Genomic DNA, 21,900 nt, shown 5'->3' with positions numbered 1-21,900 from the left:
TCAAATTTATAACTTACTTTTAATTAGGAGAAGAATATGTTCGGATTTAGTAAAACAAAACGAGAAAATAATGAGTTAAAATTTCAGAACGCAATTTTAAAGAAGCTACGCCGACAAGATAAAAAGAAGATTTCCATTTTGGAAGAAGATAAAATAAATTTAGAAAGCAAAATTGATACAATAGCCTCTGACGGACTACGAAAAGGTAGCTCAGTAGCTGGAAAGTATTTAGTTAAGAAAAGAATTCAAAAAAACGAGAGAATATAAACATGCAAACATACTATAAAGCCATAAACTGGAATGCTATCGAAGATGTCATCGACAAATCAACTTGGGAAAAGCTGACGGAGCAATTCTGGCTGGATACACGGATTCCCTTGTCTAATGACCTGGATGACTGGAGAAAATTGTCCAACAAGGAAAAAGACTTGGTCGGCAAGGTCTTCGGAGGATTGACCCTGCTGGATACCCTCCAGTCTGAATCTGGTGTGGATGCTCTACGTAAGGACGTCCGTACTGCCCACGAAGAAGCCGTCTTCAATAATATCCAATTCATGGAATCCGTCCACGCAAAATCTTACTCTTCTATCTTTTCTACCTTGAATACCAAGGCTGAGATTGAAGAAATCTTTGAATGGACCAACACTAACCCCTACCTACAAAGAAAAGCAGAAATTATCAATGAAATCTACCTTAATGGTAGCCCCCTTGAAAAGAAGATTGCCAGCGTTTTCCTGGAAACCTTCCTCTTCTACTCTGGTTTCTTTACACCCCTCTACTATCTTGGCAACAACAAACTAGCTAACGTTGCGGAAATCATCAAACTGATCATCCGTGATGAGTCCGTTCACGGGACCTACATTGGTTACAAATTCCAACTCGGTTTCAACGAATTGCCTGAAGAAGAGCAAGAAAAGCTCAAAGAATGGATGTACGACCTACTCTACACACTCTACGAGAACGAAGAGGGCTATACAGAAAGCCTCTATGACGGTGTTGGCTGGACCGAAGAAGTTAAAACCTTCCTTCGCTACAATGCCAATAAGGCCCTCATGAACCTAGGACAAGATCCCCTCTTCCCAGATTCAGCGGACGATGTCAACCCAATCGTCATGAACGGGATCTCAACAGGAACATCTAACCACGACTTCTTCTCTCAGGTCGGAAATGGTTACCTTCTTGGTGAAGTTGAAGCCATGCAAGATGATGACTACAACTACGGTTTAACCAAATAATTTTCAGACACTAGAAAACGACTAACTTGTTCATCAAGTTAGTCGTTTTTTTATCATTTATCATCAGCTAACGCTTTCGTCCTCAGCTACTTCACGATCCTCTTTCTTAGGAGCTGGCGGCTCATAGGCACGGATAATCTGCGCCACTACTGGATGGCGAACCACATCCTTGGCTGAGAAATGAACAAAGTCGATCTGGGAGATGTTCTTTAATTTCTCCTGAGCGTCAATGAGTCCTGATTTGACATTGCGAGGCAGGTCAACCTGACTGATGTCTCCATTGACAATCATCTTAGACTGGAAGCCGAGACGTGTCAGGAACATCTTCATCTGCATGATGGTGGTATTCTGCGCTTCATCCAGAATGACAAAAGCATCATCCAGCGTCCGCCCCCGCATATAGGCTAAAGGTGCAATCTCAATGATTTCTCGCTCCATCAGGCGTGTCGTCTGGTCCTTACCCAAAATCTGATACAAGGCATCATAGACCGGACGCAGATAAGGATCCACCTTTTCCTTAAGGTCACCAGGCAGAAAGCCCAAACTCTCACCAGCTTCTACCGCTGGTCGCGTCAAGATGATGCGTTTGACCTGCCCACGTTTGAGAGCTGTCACGGCCAAGGTCACCGCCAGAAAGGTCTTCCCTGTCCCAGCTGGACCAATCCCAAAGACAATATCATGATTTTTAACACTATCCACATAGATTTTCTGACCCAATGTCTTAACCCGAATTGGCTTGCCATAGCTGTCCTTGATAATCTCTTCTTCGTAAAGAGCTACAAACTTATCAATCTCGTCATTTTTGACCATAGTAATGGCTGTCACAACATCGGGTGTACCGATGGTCATGCCACGATTGACCAAGACCAAGAGAGCCTGAATAACCTGGCTCGCCTCCTCACAGGCAGCCTCCGTCCCTAAAATCTGCACAATCTCGGTTCGGGCATGAATGGTGACCTTCAATTCCTGCTCCATCAAGCGCAGATGGCGTTCATTAGAGCCAAAGAGATGAAAGGCATCATCTGGATGGCCCAGTTTCAATTCTACTGAATGTTCCTGCAAACAAAGAACCTCTCTATTTTAATTTATTGAATGAATTACATTTATTATATCAAAGCAAGCAGAAAATGACTATCCCTAGCCACTATCCACTTAATGGGCCTGATACTCTTCCCAAATAGCATCAAACTCGCCCAAGTTAAAGGAAAAATTTGCATGCTCCTCCAGAAAACGACTGACCTCATCAAAATCATCCGTGTGCTTAGGAAAGGCCGTGTCCTGAAAAGCCAAATCCGCCAAAATAGCCTTAGGCTCCTCGCTCTTAGGATTACGCTCTGTCATCAACCAGCTGTAAAAAGATTTTCTCATTTACACCAACTCCGTTCCAGTCGGATCTTGCTTGATTTTACCGGCTTTCATGAGACCGCCCAGAGCTTTTTTAAACTGGCCTTTGGAAATACCAAAAGTGGCCTTGATGTCGTCTGGTGAAGATTTGTCGTTCAAAGTCATGAAGCCGCCATTGCTCTCCAAATAGGTCAGAATCATCTGGGCATCATTTTCCAGCATTTCAAAGGAGCGAGGCTTGAGAGAGAGGTTAAGGGTGCGGTCTACTTCACGAAAGCCAATTACCCGTGCGTCCAAGACTTGCCCTAGACGTGGCTCTGCATAGCGCTCACTCGGATGAATGAAGCCCAGCATATTATTCTCCGGCAGGTAAACAAAGGTACCAGAAAGCTTGAGCCGATAAACGATGGCTGGCCAGTTTTGGTTCTGCATGTTATTGTAGGCAGGACGGGCCAGACGTTGGAAGTCCTCCTGATAAGCCAGTTGACCCCAGATGCGGTCTTTTTTGTCCACATCCAGACGGATATAAAGGCGGTCGCCCTTCTTAGGCCAGAGTTCCTTGATCTCTGGCAAGATGTCTAGTGACACGACGATTTGCTTATCCGGCAGACCAGTATCGACAAAGACACCTAGATCCTTTCGGACCTCCGTTACCGTTCCCCAGCCAAACTGGTCTTGGGTCGCTGTAACTTCAAGAGTCGTCAGGCGAAGTTTCTGCTTCATATCGCTGTAGGCAAAGCCCTTGACAGACTGACCGAGCTCATGCGGTCCCTCTTCTTTAGAAAGCGCATAAGTTTGTCCATCCTTCTGGACAAAGTAAAAACGATCGTTTTCATCCGTGATAATCCCCACGATGAAGCTAGCAAGATTTGTGTTCATATAGCCCTACTTCTACCTTGCCTCTTCTAATCGCAAGGATTTTTATGTTAAAACAACTCAGTCAGCCAAGGCCAACTGAGTTTTGATTCTGCTAAAATATTAAACTTCTAGAAGTTCTTTTTCTTTAGTCGCTGTCATATCATCGATATGCTTCACTGCATCATCAGTGACTTTTTGAATATCCTTTTCAAGAACCTTCAATTCATCTTCAGTGATTTCTTTAGCCTTTTCCTGTTTCTTTGCTTCGTCCATCGCATCGCGGCGGATGTTACGGATCGCAATCTTAGCATTTTCACCGACTTTTTTCACTTCTTTAGCCAATTCACGACGAGTTTCCTCTGTCAGAGCTGGAATAACCAAACGAATGACAGATCCGTCGCTAGATGGTGTGATACCTAAGTCAGAGGCATTGATCGCACGCTCGATATCCTTGATAGAAGACTTATCAAAAGGTGTCACCAAAAGCACACGAGCTTCTGGAATCGTGATAGAAGAGAGTTGGTTAAGCGGTGTCTCTACTCCATAGTATTCCACATGGATACGATCCAAAAGGCTAGCATTAGCGCGGCCTGCACGGATGCTACCAAATTCACGCGCCAAGCTTTGGTGCGAGTGGGTCATTCTTTCTTTTGCTTTTTCTACAATTGCATTTGCCATTTTCTTTTCTCCTGATTTTTATAAATTATTTGAGACAGTTGTCCCGATTTGCTCGCCAAAGACTACTCGTTTGATATTGCCAGGTTCATTCATATTAAAGACGACTAGGTCAATGTCATTGTCCATAGAAAGGGTAGAAGCAGTCGAGTCCATGATGCGCAAGCCTTTGTTAATAACGTCACGGTGGGTCAATTCATCAAACTTCACAGCCGTTTTATCCTTGTTTGGATCGGCATTGTAGACCCCATCCACACCATTTTTAGCCATGAGGATAGCATCTGCCTCAATTTCTGCAGCCCGCAGAGCAGCTGTCGTATCTGTTGAGAAATATGGTGAACCAATACCAGCACCGAAAATAACGATCCGACCTTTTTCTAGGTGACGAAGAGCACGTCCACGAATATAAGGCTCAGCCACCTGCTGCATCGCAATCGCTGTCTGAACGCGGGTGTCAACGCCCACTTGCTGCAAGGAATCTGCCATTACAAGTGCATTCATGACTGTTCCCAACATGCCAGTATAGTCCGCTTGAACGCGATCCATACCCGCTTCTGCTGCTGGCTCGCCTCGCCAAAGATTACCACCACCGATAACCAAGGCAATTTGAATGCCCAGTTCATGGACTTCCTTGATTTCTTCAGCCATTTTTTGAACAGTGGCGATATTGATACCCACACCTTTTTCGCCAGCCAAAGCTTCTCCAGATAGTTTAATCAAAATACGCTTATATTTAGGTTCTACCATTTTTCCACTCCTTGTTTTATCTGTACTATTTTACCATAAATTCCACTTTTTACCTAGCCCTATTATTCAAAATATTAAATTAAAATACAAAAAGAAAACTCCACCAGATGACTCCAGTGAAGTTGTGATTTATTTATATTTTAAAGCACGTTTGAAGGTCTTCCAAGCTCCTAAATCATCTGTCTGTAGAACAAGACTGGAGTAGATTCGTGCAATGAAAACGGTCATCATCACCGCAAAAGCAGCTGTAATTCCTAGAGAAAGCCAAGCTTCCAAGCTGGTCGCATAACCATTGATAGCTCGGAAGGGCATGAAAAAGGTTGAGATGAACGGAAGATAAGAACCAACCTTCAAAATCACATTGTCTCCTGCTGCCCCTAGCGAAGAAACTCCCATAAAGCCAACTAAAATCAGCATGATAACGGGCGAAAGGACTTTTCCTGTATCTTCTGCTCGCGCCACCATTGAACCAAGAAAGGCTGACAAGACAACATACATAAAGATACTAACTGCTACAAAAGCTAGAGTATTCAAAGACACAGCTTCTCCGATATACTGCTGAATGGCTGGATTGCTCTTCAAGACTTGGGATACAAGAGGAATGCTGTCTGCAAAGAGAAAGGCTGCCAGTCCACCGAGCACATAAATGCCCAGATGACTAAGAATTACCGCAAAAATCCCAATCATACGGGCATAGAAATAATCGGTCGCCTTAATACTGGAGAAGATAACTTCCATGATTTTTGTGCCCTTTTCACTGGCCACATCTTGGGCAGTAATGCTGGCATAAGTAATCAGAATCATATAGAGCAGGAAGCCCAGACCCATTGCAGCAAAGGTCTGAATCATCTTCTTGCTTTCTTTATTTTCATCGATTTTTTCTTCAAACTGGACTGTCCGCGCAAGAATCTGACTCTGCTCAGCTGATAAATTGGCCTGAGCCAGGTTTAAAGCCTGCTGGACCTGGATAAGGGAATTGGACAAAACCATTTTCGTTGCAGCGTTCATGCTGGTTTCTGCATAGTAGGTAGCAGAGAGCTGTCCGTCTTTTTCCTCAACCGTCAGATAGCCTGCGATTTTCTTATCTTTTACAGCCTGCTTAGCTGCTGCTTCATCTTTGTACTGAAAGCTCAGCTGATCTTCAGCTCTTAATACTTCTCTGACAGAATCAAGCTGGGTTAGCACTGCCACCTTTTTAGAGGAGGCCATAGAGCTTCCTTGCAGATAGCCAATCCCCAAGCTCAACCCAAGAAAGAGAAAAGGAGACAAGACCATAAAGACAAAACTCCAAGACTTAACATGACGCAGGTAGGTTTCTTTGATTACGATTAACATTTGTTTCATACTTCCACCCCTGATTCTAATTTGAAAATTTCATCAATTGTCGGTGCCTGCTGGTCAAAAGTTGCCACATAGCTTCCCTGAGTCAAGCGATCAAACAATTCAGGACCAGCTGTTTCGTCATCCAAAATCAATTTCCAGATACCTTGCTTGGTCTGCGTCGCCTTGACAACATGGGGCAGAGCTTCTAATTCAGCCTGAGACAAGTCACTTGAAACGAAAAGACGAGTCTTGCCATATTGGTTGCGGACTGCCTGCACATCGCCATTGAGAACCACTTGCCCGTCACGAATCATCAAGACATCATCGCACAACTCTTCCACATTTGTCATGACATGATCCGAGAAGATAATCGTCGCTCCGCGCTTTTTCTCTTCAATAATGACTTCTTTCAGGATTTCAGTATTGACAGGATCCAGACCGCTGAAAGGCTCATCTAAAATAATCAAGTCTGGCTCATGCAGGAGCGTGATAATCAGCTGAACCTTTTGCTGGTTCCCCTTAGACAAGCTCTTGATTTTGTCGGTTAATTTTCCCTTGACCTGAAGCTTTTCCATCCATTGGGGCAGTTTTTCTTTGACAACAGCTGTCGGCACACCCTTTAGATTTGCCAGATAGCGCACTTGCTCAAAGACCGTCAGCTTGGGCATCAGGCTTCTTTCCTCAGGCAGATAGCCAATCCTGCTATAGGTCTCCTGCTCAATCGCCTGCCCCTCGAAACGAATCTCTCCACTATAGTCTAGGAAGCGCAAAATACTGTGAAAAATCGTTGTTTTCCCAGCACCGTTTTTCCCAATTAAACCAAGGATATGCCCCGGCTGGGCTTCAAAATCAATACCGAACAAGACTTGCTTTTGCCCAAAACTTTTTTCTAGTTTTTCTACATGAAGCATACGAAACCTCCTATTATGATACTAAAATTATTATACTACTTTGAAAGCAGTTTTTCATCCTTTTGTCCTAGTGAACAAAAAATTTTCCCTCTATTCTTCATGAATAAAATATGGAACTCGCTCCAACTAATACCATAAAAAAAATGAGGCTCAAAAACCTCATTCATTTAATGTATGTTATTCATCGCTCTTTATTGACCACCCAGTTGAGGAGCTTGGTCAAAAGAGTCCAGAGAACAAAGCTAATGATGATAATATAAAGCCAAGCATTTTTATCATCTGACAAAGGCAGGGGTACATTCATACCGAAGAAGCCAGTGATGACTGCTAGGACTGCCAGAAGAACCGAAATAATAGTCAAGACAGTCAAATTATCATTCAGATTGTTGTTCAGGATGTTATTGTAGGAGCCCGAAAGCTGGCTAAGAACCTGAGCAATCAAATCCGTCATTGAAACCAGCTGACGTGCCTCAATCATGGCATCTTCAAACTGCTCAGTTTCTAGTTCATCAAAGCCACGATAAACAGCATGGCTCTTGATATGCTCTAAAAGTATACTATTTTGCTTGGATGCCGCTACTAGGTAGACCATGGAGGTTTCTAAGTCCGAGAGGGCAAACAGATGCTTTTTGGTGGTCTTCTGACGCAAAAGTCTGTTTAGCTCATCCTTTCGCTTGTCCATCTGCTCAATGACCGGATAATAGGAATTGGAAATCAACTCTAGACTGGCAAAAAGAAACTTATAGACTGACACAGGCTCATGATGCTCCGTGTAGGCCTTCATGATATCAACCACATAGGCATTGTCTTGATTGCTGATGGTGATGAGACGATCCTGCTGTACCACGAAAGTCATCGGAATAGTCTCATAGTAGTCCTTCTCTGTCGCTAAATTTAACACATTATAGATGAAAAGAACTGTCCCATTCTCACGATTGTAGTCCATATGAGCCCGCTCGTTTTTATCCAGCGCATACTCAATGGTTTCAAGATCGATATTATAATCCTGATAAATCTGTCCATTCTTTTTAACATCATCTGAGTCAATGTTGATCCAGACAGATTGGTCTTTCAGTTTTCTTTCCAGAAACATAGAACTCCTTTCTGCGATCTAGAATGATTGTCTAATAGCTCATACATAATGCCCACACTTAGCCTCATAGCCAAAGCTCCTATGTCCTGACAATAACCAAGCAAATCGATATTATTTTCTAAACATAAGTGTAAGGCAGCTAGCTAGTCCGCCAAATAGCGGCTAGCGTCCACCAATTAGGAAGTTTAGTTCCAATTGGTAGTACTGAATCACATCTTCTCTTCTAACTCTACATCTGGATACTTATCCGCAAACCAACGGAGGGCAAAGTCGTTTTCAAAGAGGAAAACTGGTTGGTCAAAGCGGTCTTTGGCCAAGATATTTCGGCTTGAAGACATACGCTCGTCTAGGTCTTCCGGCTTGATCCAACGAACTGTCTTTTTCCCCATAGGATTCATGACCACTTCCGCATTGTACTCGCCTTCCATACGGTGTTTAAAGACTTCAAACTGGAGTTGGCCGACAGCGCCTAGCATGTACTCACCAGTTTGGTAATTTGTATAAAGCTGAATGGCTCCCTCTTGTACCAATTGCTCGATTCCCTTGTGGAAGGATTTTTGTTTCATGACGTTCTTAGCAGAAACTTTCATGAAAATTTCAGGTGTAAAGGTTGGCAGTGGTTCAAATTCGAACTTGTTTTTTCCAACCGTCAAAGTGTCTCCAACCTGATAAGTACCGGTATCGTAAACCCCGATGATATCTCCTGCAACAGCGTTGGTCACATTCTCACGACTTTCAGCCATAAACTGGGTAACATTCGAAAGTTTGGCAGTCTTACCAGTACGAGGTAGGTTGACACTCATACCGCGCTCAAATTCACCCGATACGATACGGACAAAGGCAATACGGTCACGGTGACGAGGGTCCATGTTGGCTTGGATTTTAAAGACGAATCCTGAGAAATCCTTGTCATAAGGATCCACAATTTCTCCGTCTGTTTTCTTGTGTCCATGAGGTTCTGGAGCAAACTTGAGGAAGGTCTCAAGGAAGGTCTGCACCCCAAAGTTAGTCAGGGCTGAACCGAAGAAGACTGGGGTTAGCTCACCAGCTAAAATAGCTTCCTCTGAAAACTCGTTCCCAGCTTCATTTAGAAGTTCAATATCATCCTTGACTTGCTCATAGAAAGGATTGCTCGCAAAAAGTTTGTCTCCGTCTTCTAAACTAGCAAAACGCTCATCCCCTTTATAGAGCTCCAAACGTTGGTTATAGAGGTCATAGAGACCCTCAAAGGCTTTCCCCATCCCGATTGGCCAGTTCATCGGATAGCTAGCAATCCCCAAGACTTCTTCCAATTCTTGCAAGAGGTCCAGTGGCTCACGACCGTCACGGTCTAGCTTGTTCATAAAGGTAAAGACAGGGATTCCACGGTGTTTCACAACCTCAAACAATTTCTTGGTTTGGGCCTCAATACCCTTGGCAGAGTCCACGACCATGACCGCAGCATCCACCGCCATCAAGGTCCGATAGGTATCTTCAGAGAAGTCCTCGTGTCCTGGTGTGTCAAGGATGTTGACTCGTTTGCCATCGTAGTCAAATTGCATAACAGATGAGGTTACCGAAATACCACGTTGTTTCTCGATATCCATCCAGTCAGACTTGGCAAAATTCCCTGTTTTCTTACCTTTTACAGTACCAGCCTCACGAATTTCGCCCCCAAAGTAGAGCAGCTGCTCAGTGATGGTCGTTTTCCCCGCGTCTGGGTGGGAAATAATGGCAAAGGTGCGGCGTTTCTTAATTTCTTCTTGTAAAGTCATCTTCTTCTCTTTCTTTCATTTTAGGATAATGGTGAATGTCAGTATTTTTTTATTTTACATTGGAATATTCTAATCCTTTCAACCTACCTATTATAGCGGATTTAGCGCTTTTTTTCAATTATCTGAAGAATATAAAGAGGCTGGGACAAAAGTCCTAGCCTCTCAATTGTCTTTGGAATGTCGAGCAAGACGCAGTGGTTGAGTGGGCTCTACTACGCTGATTTCATCAGCTTTTACAGCCCTACTCAACTGTGCGGAGGTGGGACGACGAAATCGAATTCTAACGAATTACCGATTTCTGTCCCACTCTCCTATTCTTTATATTTGGCTAACTTATCTTAAAATCTGACAATGACACTGCTAAAGAGAAAATTGCAATGATTAAGATTAAAATCAGATTTAAGAAAACTCCTGCCAACTAAACTTGACAGGAGCTACAAAATTTCATTTTAAACAATTTCTAGCTGCTTTTTCCAGCGTTTCTTAAATATTTCATCAAAAAGAAGCAAAGTTGCGGACAAAATAATCGACACAGCTAAATATTTTACTAAAAGATTGTGCTGGCTGATAAAAGGCGGGCTTTTTAGCAAACCGTAATTCCCACCCGTCACTTGATTGACAGCGACAAGAAAGGCATCGAGCACAAAAGTATAGAGGACAATCATATATTTCTTGAGCTGGGTCTTGTCGTAGTGATTCATCAGATAAATTAGGGAATTAACCAAGAGGGCATAGTGACCAATCAGGAAAGAGAAGCTGGTAATATGCGGGAAATCATAAGGATCAAAGACTGGATAGCCGAGGGCGAAGACTGCCCCGCTGGCTCCTAGGAGAGCAAAATACTGCTTGCTGGGCCATTTATCTGGCAGAAAGACCACCGCAAACATGGCCAAACGGCAATGGTACAAAGGCAGACTATTTGCCAGAGGGAGCTGAAAACCCACATACCAGCTATAAAGAATTGCCAGTTGGCACAACTGAAGGATTTTCATGCTTTTGATAAAGCTAGAATTCTTATGGTATTTTATCGATGCGTAGACGGACAGCAAAAGCAATGCCATCATCAAAGAGTAGGCCAAAGCTGAAACAAAGGGTGGTTCAGTTTGATTGGTAGTCAAAAAATGATGCATCCAGTTTCCTTTCTACTTCTAAAATCTGTATGCTCAAACTCGCAGTCAGATTGAAAATCTAGGCAGAATTTTCCTAGTTACCAGAGAAATCATTTCCTCTTCCAATCTTTATTGGGTCAATCGCTCTGCCTGTCTTTCCTTCATTTCTTTGAACAAGTAAGAAAATAGAAGCAAGGCCGTCGCTAAGACCACAGACACGATCATATAATTCCCAAGCATACCATGATCTCCTACCAGAGGCGGATCCTTTAAGAAACCGTAGTTGCCCCCGAATGCAATATTTCCAAGCAAGATGAGGAAGTCTAAGCCAAAGGTAATTTCTACGATACGGCGATAGGACAGATTAAGTCTATCATAATGCTTCATCAGGTAGATAATCGAATTGCCTAACAAAGCCAAATGACCGATGAAAAACGAAAATAGGGTTATATGCGGAAATGAATAGGGATCCAAAATCGGATAGACAATAGCGCAAATCGGTCCAAATACTCCCAATAAGGCAAAATATTGCTTATAAGCTACTTTATCTGGCAGTAGCAAGACAGCAAACATAGCGACTCGGCAATGATACAAGGGGAGACTCTCCGACAAAGGCTCCTGAATAACCAAGTACCAGCCATACAAAGAGACTAATTGCACGATTTGGGCAACTCTAAAAAAAGTCTGCACTTTCTTTTGTTCAAAATAACGACTAGCAACATAGATGACGGACACTAGGCTCATCATGAGCAGAATGTAAGCAAAAGGTGTCATCACAGGTGGTTCTGTTTTGTGACTAGTAAAAAAATCTAGTAAATTCATCTTTCAAATTTTCATCCTAATAAATATTTTTTAAGGACACTGGGCTTGCTCTTCCTAGCAAAGTCCTTAATTTTTCTCAAAAAGTTTTTCAACTTTCTAGAGGTAATAGCTTCTGGCCCTTATAACTCTGGACAGATTGAGCTAGATTATCTGGTCTATTGGATATAAGCATCCAATCAGCATCAACTTCAATCTAGTCTATATATTGTTCCTGCTGATTCTGATAAATATCCCATAGAAGTTGCATCTGCTCTTTTGTTATCCTTTTCTCGGATAGAAGAGGCAAATCCTGTTGATCAAAGAAACTCAGCTCAGCGATTTCTAAATTGGGCTGAAAATCTCCCTCTTTAAGCTGACATTCAAACACGAGCTTGACGTACTGCTTACTTTGTGGCTGAAATTTATTGCTATCAAAGACAGCCAGCAAGCGTACTACGCTAGCTTGAAATCCAGTTTCTTCCTGAATTTCTTTTACTATATTTTCTTTGGGAGATAAGCCTACTTCACAGAAACCACCCGGCAGAGCCCATGTCTCCTCTTGCTGTCCTCGTACTAGACAAATCTTGCCCTGCTGAACGATAAAAGCTCGGACATCGACCAAAGGAGTCGCATAAAAATCTGTCGGCCGGAGTAAGTCAGACAGCTCATCCGGTTCCAGATGACTGGTCTCGCTGAGCAACTGATTCAGATTTTCTCTGATATCCGCATAGCGTTCTCGATCAAAATCACTGGCTGCAAAAGACAAACCTGTATCCGTTATAGCCAGCAGTCGTTGCAGAATTAAAGCTGTATCACTTGTCCCCATGCTCCAAGACCTCCACTAATTTATCCAACTTCATCGAATTACTACCCTTGAGCAAGATTTGGTCGGAGGATTGCAACCAAGTCTTAACGGTCTTGGTCAAATCTTCAAACTGATCTTTGTCAGCATTTTTGATAAAATAATGTACCCGATTTGGTGGGTAGATTTCCCGAGCATAGACATAGAGGGCTTCCATGTCCTCTCCATAGAGGAAAAGATCGGTAATAATCTCTGGATTGAGGCTGGTAATCATGGCTCCATGCATCAGCTTGGAGTCAGCACCCAGCTCTTTCATATCAGCCAAGACTGCAGCCTTGCGGCCATCCTGACTGGCTGGAATCGTTGAGAAAGTCTCAAGAATCAGGCGCATAGCTGTCGGATTGGCATTGTAGACATCTGACAGGATATCGGCTCCATTAGCCGCCTTCTTCCACTCGGTCCGATTGCGGGTCAATTTCAGCTGGGCAAAAGCCTGACGAATCGCCGACTCACTGACACCCTCCTGCAAGGCAACGTAAGAGGCGATCATAGCGTTGGTCGCATTATATTTGCCAGTCACAGGTAGGTCAATCGCCTGCTCCAGAAAATTCGCTTCAAAGGTCAAGCTGTCTTTGCGCTCTTCTAGACGCGTCAGACAAATATCTGCATCGGAACCAAAGCGGACTACTTTTTGCTGGTCCGGCAGAAAATCATTAACGATCTTATCAGCCGGAGCCAAGAGTAGACCGCCTTTCCTCATGCCATCCGCAATCTGCATCTTACCTTTAGCAATCTCCGTACGGCTTCCGAAAAATTCTAAGTGAGCTTCGCCAATCAAGGTCACAATGCCCGTTTTAGGCTTGGCAATTTCAGACAGAAGATGGATATCTCCCAAATGATCCTGTCCCATTTCCAAAACTAGCTTTTCTGTGTCGTCTGGCATGTGGAGCACCGTGTAGGGCAGACCGATTTCATTATTATAGTTGCCTTGAGTTTTATAGGTTTTGTAGCTAGTAGCTAATAGCTGAGCCAGCATATCCTTGGTTGTAGTCTTCCCATTGGAGCCCGTCACAGCGAGCACATCTACCCCTGTCTTTTCCAGATAGTACTGAGCCAAGGCTTGAAAGGCCGCGAGCACATCATCGACCAAAATATAGGGTCCTTCTGCTACCGGACGCTCAGACAAGGTAGCCGCAGCTCCCTGAGCGAAGGCGGTCGCGATAAAGTCATGGCCGTCACGCGCCCCCTTAAGCGGGATAAAAAGATCCCCCGCCTCCATCAAACGGCTATCAAATTCAGCCTTTCTAAAAGTCACATTTTCAAACTGACTGACATCATTTTTGGCAGCCAAGACTTCTGCTATCTCATATAAATCTAATTTCATATTTTTAACTCATTTTTCCGCTTTTTCCCAAAAAAAGAAGGGATTGAGGCCAGACTAAATAGTAAATATTCGGTCTGTCATCTCAGTCCCTCTATTATATCATATTTATAAAAGATGCGCTTCTCTCTTAGCAAAGGCCTCTTCAGCTAGATTTACCAATGTCTCAATCAACTCGGAATAAGGCAGTCCCATATTTTCCCAAAGTAAAGGATACATAGACCATTGAGTAAAGCCAGGCATGGTGTTGAGCTCATTGAGGAAAATGTCCCCCTCTTCGGTGTAAAAGAAATCACAGCGAGCCAATCCCTGTCCGCCCAAGGCACGAAAGGCTGTCTCAGCATTCGTACGCATGACTGAAATAACTTCGTCTGAAATTTTTGCAGGGATATCCATGGTAATCCTATTGTCAATATACTTGGCTTCATAGTCGTAGAAAGCCACATCTTTGACCACTTCGCCCGGCAAGGTGCTCTTAACGTCATAATTTCCTAAGAGACCAACTTCAATCTCACGCGCATTGACTCCCTGCTCAACCAAGACACGGCTGTCGTACTTGAAGGCCAAATCCAATGCCGCTCGCAACTCCTCTTGATTCTCAGACTTAGAAATACCGACACTAGAGCCCATATTAGACGGTTTGGTAAAAATCGGATAAGTTAATTTTTCTTCGATTTCGGCAATTTTTTCTTCCAGATTTTCACCCTCAATCACCGCTACATAAGGCACCTGTGGGATTCCAGCAGACTCCAGAATGCGTTTGGTAGTGATTTTGTCCATGGCAACACTGGAAGACAAGATATTGCAGCCCACATAAGGAAGGCGCAGCACTTCAAGGAAGCCTTGGATAGAGCCATCCTCGCCCATCGGTCCATGAAGAACAGGAAAAACAACTGCATTTTCCTCATAAATATCACTCGGTTTGACTTGCTGTGAAAGATCAACCGTTGCATTGGTCATGAGCTTTTCATCTGCAGACGGCTTTTCTGTAAATTCCTGCGTTTTGATAAAATCGCCAGCTTTTGTGATGAAATAAGTCTTGACAGAAAATTTGTCATAGTTGATAGCTCGCATGACACTCTCAGCCGACAAGACTGAAACTTCTCGCTCAGCACTGCGGCCACCGTATAGTAAAATCAAGGTTTGTTTGACCATTATCTTATCCTAACATTTCTAGCTATAAGTTCATTTTGGGTTGCCCCATCTTCTTTTTAGACTGTTTCAGTATATCATATTTCCCCGCATTTTTGAATAGAAAAAAGACTCCCAAAGCTGTTTTTCAGCAGGAAATCTTTCTTTCATCTTACAATTCTGTCCGATTTTCAATGGCTCGGAGCAGGGTCACTTCGTCTGCATATTCGATATCAGCGCCGACAGCCAGTCCGCGGGCCAGACGAGTCACCTTGATGCCTGCAGGCTTGAGCACCCGCGAAATATACATAGAAGTAGCTTCTCCGTCAGCTGTTGCATTGGTAGCTACAATCACTTCCGTCACTTGGCTGTCCATCAAGCGAGTCAGGAGACTCTTGAGATTGATATCATCTGGTCCTACACCGTTCATGGGGGAGATGAGGCCGTGAAGGACATGGTAAAGGCCATGGTATTCTTGGATATTTTCCATAGCAGACACATCGCGACTATCCTCAACGATCAGAATCACATTCTGATCGCGCGTTTGATCCGTACAAATAGCACAAGGATCATCGTCCGTCAGATTGCCACAGATAGAGCAGTAGGTCAGCTCGCGTTTGGCAGCTAGTAGATTTTTGGCGAATTCATTGACATCATCGTCACTCATCCCGATGGTATAAAAGGCCAGACGAGTAGCTGTCTTGATGCCGATACCCGGCAGTTTGGAAAAGCTATCAATCAATTTGGCGATAGGAGTTGGATAAAGCATAATAATAGTTGAGCAGTAAAATCTTGATCCGATTCTACTGCTTTTCCTTTCTAATTCATAGGGTGCTGTTGGTTATAAAGGTTGATAATATCACGGGTGATACTGTGGCTGACCGTTGAGGAAAGGTCAGTATTGTGCGGAAATACCACGGCTACAGCTATTTTAGGATTATCGCTTGGTGCATAGGATACAACATTGGTGTTGATAGCAGATGTACCACCGTTGACAAAGGTTTCAGCAGTACCTGTTTTGGCGCTGATAGAAACCATAGCGCCCTGCGCAATCGTCCGTCCAGTTGTAAAGCCACTCCATCCATTAACCACCTGATAGAAACCTTGTTTTATCAGAGCCATATTTTCCTCAGAAATATTGACCTGATTTAGTTCTTTTGTTTCCTTTTTCTCAATCAAGTCTCCCAGTCCACCTTGGTCATTGTTGGCGTAAATGCCTTCAACCAGATGCGGAGCTACCCGTTTGCCGTTATTGGCTACCGTCGACGCATATTGAGCCAACTGAAGTGGTGTGTAGTTATCAAACTGACCAAAAGCATCCGTAATATAATTGCTGACTGTGAAGTTTTTGGGAATGTAGCCTGTTGATTCTGTCGGTAAATCAATCCCTGTCTCAGTCCCCAGACCATATTCTGCAAAAGTCGAACGGAGCTTTTTCATTGAAGCATCGACATTATTGGTTCCTAAGGCCATATTTGGGCTATACGGAGCCCCAAGCATATTTAGGGCCACCTGAACCATATAGGTATTAGACGAGTATTCCAGAGCCTCCACCGCCGTAATAGAACGTGAACCGTAGGCCGTAAACCAAGAATTGATGGGAGCAGAACCCGCGAAAAGAATCGGCTGATCGACCAAGGATTGATTTCCTGAAATGGCTCCGTACTGCCAACCAGCGGTTAAGGTAGCCGCCTTGACGACAGAACCAGGAACAAAGACATTTGTAATGGTACCCAGCGCATCCGCTGAGATATCGCCTGTTTCCAGATCGTGCTTGACACCAGCCAGTGCCAAGATTGATCCTGTATTGGGATCCATAGCCACGGCATAGACACCTTCTGAATAGGTGGCATTGCCCTTGGCTAGCTCCATATTAAAGGCATTTCTGAGAATATCCTCGACTCCCTGCTGGAAAGTCAGATCTACGGTTAGCTTCAAGTTGTTCCCTTTACTGCCCTCAGAAATGGTCTCAACACTCTCCATGTTCCCATTTTTGTCCAGCCGAATTTCTTTTTCTGCTCGTTTTCCTTGTAAAACAGACTCATACTCTTTTTCCAGATAAGAAATTCCCACTCGGTCATTCAGAGAATAGCCCTTCTTGACATAGTCATCCGCTTCCTCAGCTGGCAGACCTGTTTTTTCGGTTGAAATTTGACCAACAATCGAAGCCAACGATGTTTCCAAAACCTTCCGGTTCCAGCTGGTTGAAATACTAATACCCGGAAGCTCTTTGCCGATGGACGCAATTGTAGCGACCTGCTCCGTCGTCAAGTCATCCGTCTGAATCGTCCCTGTTGAAAAGTTTGGAACAGCATTCATCTGGCTAAATAGAGCGATAATCCTCTTTTCCTCATCTGTATAGCCTAGCTGGCTTGGATCAATACTCTCCGCTGCTGCCTTATAGATCTTGGCTTCAGGCAAACGATTTCCATCTGTATCAAATTTTTCTTCCTTGGGTAATTTTTCAACCACTTCTCGGTAAACTTTATTATCCGCCAGATAATAGTCAACTTCTTGGCGCTCGGTCACCTTTAGGTCAGACACGGACACATACTGCAGTAACTTTTGTGCTGTTTCACGGATTTCTTCTGCTGTCAGTTTATTATCTCGCGTAAAGGTCACCACTTGCTTGGTTGTGTTCTCCACCAGGGGCTTGCCTGAAGCTTCATAGATCTGCCCACGAACCGAACTCGATTTTATCTTTGTTTTACTTGCTTTAGCTAATTTATCTGTATAAAATTCTTGATTGACGACCTGCATGTAGCCCAGACGAGCGATCAGCACCAAAAATAAGGCTCCGACAATTCCAAATAGAAGGTAGAGTCGGCCTGTGATAGAATGGCTATCAAATTTCCTCTTAGACATTTCTTCTCTCATTCTCGTAAAAATCTATCTTTTATTTTACCACATTTCCCCAGCAATGAAGCATGGAAATCTAAAAGGATCGAAAAAGAATTTTTCTCCAATAATGAGAAAATCTATAATTTCTGTAGTGGGTAAAACCACTGTAGGAATTATGGATCTAAAATTATAAACGCCTTAGATCTTACCTACTCAAACGCAACGCTTTTAGCTTTCGGAACTTTGACAACTTTAAAACTAGAATTCTCGTCGCTTTGAATATCAAAAAGGAGAGAACAAATTTGGTCCTCTCCAGGTTGTAACTTTTCAACAACCCACTACAGTTGACAAACATACTAAGATTAGTAGTGAAGAAATCTCCGACGGAAGAGAGTACTCACTACTTTTTCTTTATGTTAAAGTAGTGGTGTCTTGTAAAGTCGTAGGGCTCTATGGCGCTAGACGTCGCTTGACAAATTGGCAAGACAACTTGTTTTAGGTGGAGTTTGATCAAAGTATGTGGGACGCTAAACGTCGCGTATTGAAAATAAAATCACTAAAACATGGAATTATTCAAGACAAAAGAGGTAATGTCATGCGTGCAGTATTTGGAATGGATGTAAGTAAAACAAGTTCTGAGGTGGCAATTTTAGTCAACGGTGAGAAGGTTCATGGCTACACCATACTCAATGATGCCATTGGATTCAATCGCCTGTTGGGGGACTTGAAAACTGTTCATAACCCTGAGATTATATTTGAGGCCACAGGCGTCTATTCTCGGCGTCTTCAGGCCTTTCTTGAGGAATCTGGTTACGCTTATATACGGCTAGCAATTGGACAGTCTGCGAGTTCGTAAAACAGATAAAATTGACGCTGAAAAGTTGGCTAAATCTCAGCTTGTGCACAATCGTAAACCAACTTACGTGCAGGAAGAAGTTTATCAACACCTGCGTGATTTAAGCCGTTTCTATCAAAATATGACTGAAGATCTTGTTCGAGCTAAAAACCGTCTGCACAAGGTCCTACAAGTCACCTTTCCTGAATTGGAAAATCTCTTATCCACACCAACTGGAGAGCAATATTGGAACTTAGTGATAGCTTTTCCATGTAAAGAGTTTGTATTAAGCCTATCTCAAAGTGACTTGTATGAGATTATCCGTCAATCTACCTCCAAACGCATCTCTGAAAAGCGTATTGCTTACCTGACTGATAAACTGATAAAACTCGCTAAACAATCTTTTTGTGCGGTCAAGAAAACCTCTCCAATGCTTGAAGAGGTTCGCTACTATGATCAAGAATTGCTTCGTCTTTCTGAACGCAGACAAGTTGTCTTAAACGATATGGTAGCTCTAGCTCAGCCTTTACCAGAGTATGACATCTTACGGTCAATTCCTGGCATCGCAGAAACCACAGCGACATCTATCATTGGCGAATTGGGAGATATTCGTCGCTTTCAGTCTACCAATCAAATCAACGCTTTTATTGGCATTGACCTGAGACACTATGAATCTGGGAACTTTCTCGCTAAGGAACACATCACTAAACGAGGTAATCCCTATGCCAGAAAAATCTTGTTCAAGTGCATTCACAACATCGCTTCAGCTAGTCATACCAATCCCTGCCATATCGCTGACTTTTATGAGAAACGAAAAAGACAATCAACAATAGCTTCAACTAAGCCACTTACGATTGCCTCTATACATCGTCTCATTCGAACAATGTATTACCTCATTACGCATAACAAACTTTACGATTATTCTTTGACCCAAAATCGATAAGGCTGTCTATGCCGTATTATGGTAACACCTTGTTTCAAAAATACCAGATGAGGTGTTTTTTAGCATGCCCTTTTATGGATCAAAAAGTGTTAAAAATAAGACAGTAACCTCAGAATAGCTACTGTCTTATCTCTTTTTTTACTTAAAGCCTTGATAGACTTGACAAATGGTAGAAAAGAGCCGAAAAACCCCAGATAGCCTTGAGCCATCCGGGGTTCTTATTTTCATCGCTAAAATGATATCAACAAAATTTCATTGTAGCCGATTTTTGGAACTTAGTCTTCTAAATCCATTTCAGAAGCTGCTGATCTCTTCTTCTTACCAAGAAGAGAGGCAGTTACCAAGGCAGCTACTCCTAATCCAAGACCAGCAAATTGGTTACTTGCAGTTCCTGTATTTGGTAAAGCCTTAGCGTTTGGAGTAACTTTGACTTGTCCTGGTTGTGCAGGCTGTGGCTTAGGTGCTTGAGAGTGATTTGTAGCACTTGAGATTGAAGCACTGTCGGACAAGCTAGCTGAGGTACTTGCGCTGTCACTCATGCTTGTGCTTGTTGAGACTGACTCACTTGCACTTACAGATTCAAGGTAGCTAGGAAGGTTAAACTCTGGCTTAGATTCGCTTGTTGGCTCACCCTTACTATAGCTGAATGAGTTAGATTGTTGTGACGCACTTGTACTCAAACTGTTTGAAACGCTATTGCTAAGTGATGTAGATGTACTTACGCTGTTACTCAAGCTTACTGAAGTACTTGTTGAAACTGAAGTACTACTTGAGTTGTTGCTTACTGATTCAGATGCACTGATTGAGGATGATACGCTGTTACTCAAGCTTGTACTTGCTGATTCAGATGCACTGATTGAAGCAGACACGCTGGTGCTCATGCTTGTACTTGCTGATACTGAAGCACTGATTGAAGCAGACACGCTGGTGCTCATGCTTGTGCTTACTGATTCAGATGCACTGATTGAGGCGGACACGCTGTTACTCAAGCTTGTGCTTGCTGATTCAGATGCACTAATTGAAGCAGACACGCTGGTGCTCATGCTTGTGCTGGCTGATTCAGATGCACTGATTGAGGCGGATACGCTGTTGCTCATGCTTGTGCTGGCTGATTCAGATGCACTAATTGAAGCGGACACGCTGTTACTCAAGCTTGTACTTGCTGATTGACTTGCACTGATTGAAGCGGACACGCTGGTGCTCATGCTTGTGCTGGCTGATTCTGAAGCACTGATTGAAGCAGAAATGCTATTGCTCAAGCTTGTTGATGCTGAAGCTGAAGCACTGATTGAGGCAGATACGCTGGTGCTCATGCTTGTGCTGGCTGATTCAGATGCACTGATTGAGGCGGATACACTGTTACTCAAGCTTGTGCTGGCTGATTCAGATGCACTAATTGAAGCAGACATGCTTGTGCTTGCTGATACTGAAGCACTGATTGAAGCAGACACGCTGTTACTCAAGCTTGTGCTTGCTGATACTGAAGCACTGATTGACGCTGACACGCTGTTACTCATGCTTGTGCTTGCTGATTCTGATGCACTAATTGAAGCAGACATGCTTGTGCTTGCTGATACTGAAGCACTGATTGAGTCAGACTCGCTGTTGCTTACGCTTGTGCTTGCTGATTCTGATGCACTGATTGAAGCAGAAATGCTATTGCTCAAGCTTGTTGATGCTGAAGCTGAAGCACTACGTGATGCAGACTCGCTGTTGCTTACGCTTGTGCTTGCTGATACTGAAGCACTGATTGAGGCTGACACGCTGTTACTCATGCTTGTGCTTGCTGATTGACTTGCACTGATTGAAGCAGACACGCTGTTGCTTACGCTTGTGCTTGCTGATACTGAAGCACTGATTGAGGCTGACACGCTGGTGCTCATACTTGTGCTTGCTGATTCTGATGCACTGATTGAAGCAGAAATGCTATTGCTCAAGCTTGTTGATGCTGAAGCTGAGGCACTACGTGATGCAGACTCGCTGTTGCTTACGCTTGTGCTTGCTGATTCTGATGCACTGATTGAAGCAGAAATGCTATTGCTCAAGCTTGTTGATGCTGAAGCTGAAGCACTACGTGATGCAGACTCGCTGTTGCTCATACTTGTGCTTGCGCTTGC

22 protein-coding genes and 1 pseudogene are annotated in these 21,900 nt (G+C 43.5%); 6 read left to right on the top strand and 17 right to left on the bottom strand.

The genetic code is table 11. From position 1 onward, the window contains the following. The first annotated feature begins 36 nt into the window (after window positions 1-36). Both D8790_RS06745 and nrdF read left to right on the top strand, forming a co-directional pair. A complete protein-coding gene (locus D8790_RS06745; RefSeq protein WP_125388054.1) occupies window positions 37-267 on the top strand; it encodes a hypothetical protein in 231 nt (76 codons plus the stop codon). 2 nt (window positions 268-269) lie between these two features. Then, complete coding sequence (gene nrdF, locus D8790_RS06740) at window positions 270-1,235, top strand: class 1b ribonucleoside-diphosphate reductase subunit beta (protein ID WP_125388053.1); 966 nt, start codon at window positions 270-272, stop codon at window positions 1,233-1,235. 63 nt (window positions 1,236-1,298) lie between these two features. Here the strand turns inward: nrdF and D8790_RS06735 are convergent, their stop codons facing one another. From D8790_RS06735 to pbp2b, 16 genes are all read right to left on the bottom strand, one after another. Beyond that, on the bottom strand, window positions 1,299-2,297 hold the full coding sequence (locus D8790_RS06735; protein ID WP_125388052.1) for a PhoH family protein: 999 nt from the start codon (window positions 2,295-2,297) through the stop codon (window positions 1,299-1,301). Between the two features lie 90 nt (window positions 2,298-2,387). Beyond that, window positions 2,388-2,603 (bottom strand): YozE family protein, encoded by a 216-nt coding sequence (locus D8790_RS06730; RefSeq protein WP_125388051.1) that lies wholly within the window; start codon window positions 2,601-2,603, stop codon window positions 2,388-2,390. Next, a complete protein-coding gene (gene cvfB / locus D8790_RS06725) occupies window positions 2,604-3,458 on the bottom strand; it encodes an RNA-binding virulence regulatory protein CvfB (protein WP_125388050.1) in 855 nt (284 codons plus the stop codon). Window positions 3,459-3,557: 99 nt separating this feature from the next. Further along, on the bottom strand, window positions 3,558-4,115 hold the full coding sequence (gene frr, locus D8790_RS06720; protein WP_005589576.1) for a ribosome recycling factor: 558 nt from the start codon (window positions 4,113-4,115) through the stop codon (window positions 3,558-3,560). An 18-nt stretch (window positions 4,116-4,133) separates the two neighbouring features. After that, a complete protein-coding gene (pyrH, locus tag D8790_RS06715; RefSeq protein ID WP_005589574.1) occupies window positions 4,134-4,859 on the bottom strand; it encodes a UMP kinase in 726 nt (241 codons plus the stop codon). Window positions 4,860-4,988: 129 nt separating this feature from the next. Continuing rightward, entirely contained in the window at window positions 4,989-6,203 is a 1,215-nt protein-coding gene (locus D8790_RS06710; protein WP_125388049.1) for an ABC transporter permease, read from the bottom strand. Beyond that, on the bottom strand, window positions 6,200-7,093 hold the full coding sequence (locus tag D8790_RS06705; RefSeq protein WP_125388048.1) for an ABC transporter ATP-binding protein: 894 nt from the start codon (window positions 7,091-7,093) through the stop codon (window positions 6,200-6,202). The genes D8790_RS06710 and D8790_RS06705 overlap by 4 nt, the downstream gene beginning before the upstream one ends. A 181-nt stretch (window positions 7,094-7,274) precedes the next feature. Further along, the gene (locus D8790_RS06700; protein WP_061423151.1) at window positions 7,275-8,186 is read right to left on the bottom strand and encodes a magnesium transporter CorA family protein; all 912 of its coding nucleotides are present in this window, start codon (window positions 8,184-8,186) and stop codon (window positions 7,275-7,277) included. Between the two features lie 209 nt (window positions 8,187-8,395). Further along, window positions 8,396-9,940, bottom strand: a complete 1,545-nt coding sequence (locus D8790_RS06695) for a peptide chain release factor 3 (RefSeq protein ID WP_125388047.1) — start codon at window positions 9,938-9,940, stop codon at window positions 8,396-8,398. A 449-nt stretch (window positions 9,941-10,389) separates the two neighbouring features. Continuing rightward, window positions 10,390-11,070, bottom strand: a complete 681-nt coding sequence (locus tag D8790_RS06685; protein ID WP_125388046.1) for a YwaF family protein — start codon at window positions 11,068-11,070, stop codon at window positions 10,390-10,392. A gap of 108 nt (window positions 11,071-11,178) precedes the next feature. Then, window positions 11,179-11,871, bottom strand: a complete 693-nt coding sequence (locus D8790_RS06680) for a YwaF family protein (RefSeq protein WP_125388045.1) — start codon at window positions 11,869-11,871, stop codon at window positions 11,179-11,181. A 193-nt stretch (window positions 11,872-12,064) separates the two neighbouring features. Continuing rightward, window positions 12,065-12,676 carry an NUDIX hydrolase N-terminal domain-containing protein gene (locus D8790_RS06675; RefSeq protein WP_125388044.1) on the bottom strand — a complete coding sequence of 204 codons (612 nt, stop codon included), beginning with the start codon at window positions 12,674-12,676 and terminating at the stop codon, window positions 12,065-12,067. Beyond that, on the bottom strand, window positions 12,663-14,036 hold the full coding sequence (locus tag D8790_RS06670; RefSeq protein ID WP_125388043.1) for a UDP-N-acetylmuramoyl-tripeptide--D-alanyl-D-alanine ligase: 1,374 nt from the start codon (window positions 14,034-14,036) through the stop codon (window positions 12,663-12,665). The genes D8790_RS06675 and D8790_RS06670 overlap by 14 nt, the downstream gene beginning before the upstream one ends. Before the next feature lie 105 nt (window positions 14,037-14,141). Next, window positions 14,142-15,188: a D-alanine--D-alanine ligase gene (locus D8790_RS06665; protein WP_125388042.1), complete on the bottom strand. Its 1,047-nt coding sequence runs from the start codon at window positions 15,186-15,188 to the stop codon at window positions 14,142-14,144. A 148-nt stretch (window positions 15,189-15,336) separates the two neighbouring features. Further along, window positions 15,337-15,933, bottom strand: a complete 597-nt coding sequence (gene recR, locus D8790_RS06660; protein ID WP_125388041.1) for a recombination mediator RecR — start codon at window positions 15,931-15,933, stop codon at window positions 15,337-15,339. A 50-nt stretch (window positions 15,934-15,983) separates the two neighbouring features. Further along, a complete protein-coding gene (gene pbp2b, locus D8790_RS06655; protein WP_125388040.1) occupies window positions 15,984-18,041 on the bottom strand; it encodes a penicillin-binding protein PBP2B in 2,058 nt (685 codons plus the stop codon). Window positions 18,042-18,600: 559 nt separating this feature from the next. On the opposite strand from pbp2b, the pseudogene D8790_RS06645 reads away from it, so the two are divergent. Next, window positions 18,601-19,783, top strand: a pseudogene (locus tag D8790_RS06645) (IS110 family RNA-guided transposase). Window positions 19,784-20,058: 275 nt separating this feature from the next. On the opposite strand, the gene D8790_RS10890 reads toward D8790_RS06645, so the two are convergent. Then, window positions 20,059-20,463: an LPXTG cell wall anchor domain-containing protein gene (locus tag D8790_RS10890; RefSeq protein WP_260470279.1), complete on the bottom strand. Its 405-nt coding sequence runs from the start codon at window positions 20,461-20,463 to the stop codon at window positions 20,059-20,061. A 94-nt stretch (window positions 20,464-20,557) separates the two neighbouring features. On the opposite strand from D8790_RS10890, the gene D8790_RS11005 reads away from it, so the two are divergent. The 3 genes from D8790_RS11005 to D8790_RS10530 form a co-directional block, all read left to right on the top strand. Continuing rightward, on the top strand, window positions 20,558-20,953 hold the full coding sequence (locus D8790_RS11005; RefSeq protein ID WP_312023751.1) for a hypothetical protein: 396 nt from the start codon (window positions 20,558-20,560) through the stop codon (window positions 20,951-20,953). Between the two features lie 33 nt (window positions 20,954-20,986). Beyond that, window positions 20,987-21,577, top strand: a complete 591-nt coding sequence (locus D8790_RS11000) for a hypothetical protein (protein WP_312023750.1) — start codon at window positions 20,987-20,989, stop codon at window positions 21,575-21,577. Window positions 21,578-21,604: 27 nt separating this feature from the next. Beyond that, window positions 21,605-21,900, top strand: a 296-nt coding sequence (locus D8790_RS10530; protein WP_312023749.1) for a hypothetical protein, incomplete at its 3' end; no start/stop codon positions are given.

It is taken from the genome of Streptococcus cristatus (assembly GCF_003943535.1).
GTDB classification, from domain to species: domain Bacteria; phylum Bacillota; class Bacilli; order Lactobacillales; family Streptococcaceae; genus Streptococcus; species Streptococcus cristatus_L.
This window is presented reverse-complemented; position numbering and strand designations above follow the sequence as displayed.

Excerpts from the sequence above, each read along its gene's own strand:
- D8790_RS06745 (WP_125388054.1), top strand. The coding sequence starts at position 37 with ATGTTCGGATTTAGTAAAACAAAACGAGAAAATAATGAGTTAAAATTT.
- nrdF (WP_125388053.1), top strand. The coding sequence starts at position 270 with ATGCAAACATACTATAAAGCCATAAACTGGAATGCTATCGAAGATGTC.
- D8790_RS06730 (WP_125388051.1), bottom strand. The coding sequence starts at position 2,603 with ATGAGAAAATCTTTTTACAGCTGGTTGATGACAGAGCGTAATCCTAAG.
- cvfB (WP_125388050.1), bottom strand. The coding sequence starts at position 3,458 with ATGAACACAAATCTTGCTAGCTTCATCGTGGGGATTATCACGGATGAA.
- frr (WP_005589576.1), bottom strand. The coding sequence starts at position 4,115 with ATGGCAAATGCAATTGTAGAAAAAGCAAAAGAAAGAATGACCCACTCG.
- pyrH (WP_005589574.1), bottom strand. The coding sequence starts at position 4,859 with ATGGTAGAACCTAAATATAAGCGTATTTTGATTAAACTATCTGGAGAA.
- D8790_RS06710 (WP_125388049.1), bottom strand. The coding sequence starts at position 6,203 with ATGAAACAAATGTTAATCGTAATCAAAGAAACCTACCTGCGTCATGTT.
- D8790_RS06705 (WP_125388048.1), bottom strand. The coding sequence starts at position 7,093 with ATGCTTCATGTAGAAAAACTAGAAAAAAGTTTTGGGCAAAAGCAAGTC.
- D8790_RS06700 (WP_061423151.1), bottom strand. The coding sequence starts at position 8,186 with ATGTTTCTGGAAAGAAAACTGAAAGACCAATCTGTCTGGATCAACATT.
- D8790_RS06695 (WP_125388047.1), bottom strand. The coding sequence starts at position 9,940 with ATGACTTTACAAGAAGAAATTAAGAAACGCCGCACCTTTGCCATTATT.
- D8790_RS06685 (WP_125388046.1), bottom strand. The coding sequence starts at position 11,070 with ATGCATCATTTTTTGACTACCAATCAAACTGAACCACCCTTTGTTTCA.
- D8790_RS06680 (WP_125388045.1), bottom strand. The coding sequence starts at position 11,871 with ATGAATTTACTAGATTTTTTTACTAGTCACAAAACAGAACCACCTGTG.
- D8790_RS06675 (WP_125388044.1), bottom strand. The coding sequence starts at position 12,676 with ATGGGGACAAGTGATACAGCTTTAATTCTGCAACGACTGCTGGCTATA.
- D8790_RS06670 (WP_125388043.1), bottom strand. The coding sequence starts at position 14,036 with ATGAAATTAGATTTATATGAGATAGCAGAAGTCTTGGCTGCCAAAAAT.
- D8790_RS06665 (WP_125388042.1), bottom strand. The coding sequence starts at position 15,188 with ATGGTCAAACAAACCTTGATTTTACTATACGGTGGCCGCAGTGCTGAG.
- recR (WP_125388041.1), bottom strand. The coding sequence starts at position 15,933 with ATGCTTTATCCAACTCCTATCGCCAAATTGATTGATAGCTTTTCCAAA.
- pbp2b (WP_125388040.1), bottom strand. The coding sequence starts at position 18,041 with ATGAGAGAAGAAATGTCTAAGAGGAAATTTGATAGCCATTCTATCACA.
- D8790_RS11000 (WP_312023750.1), top strand. The coding sequence starts at position 20,987 with ATGCTTGTGCTGGCTGATTCTGAAGCACTGATTGAAGCAGAAATGCTA.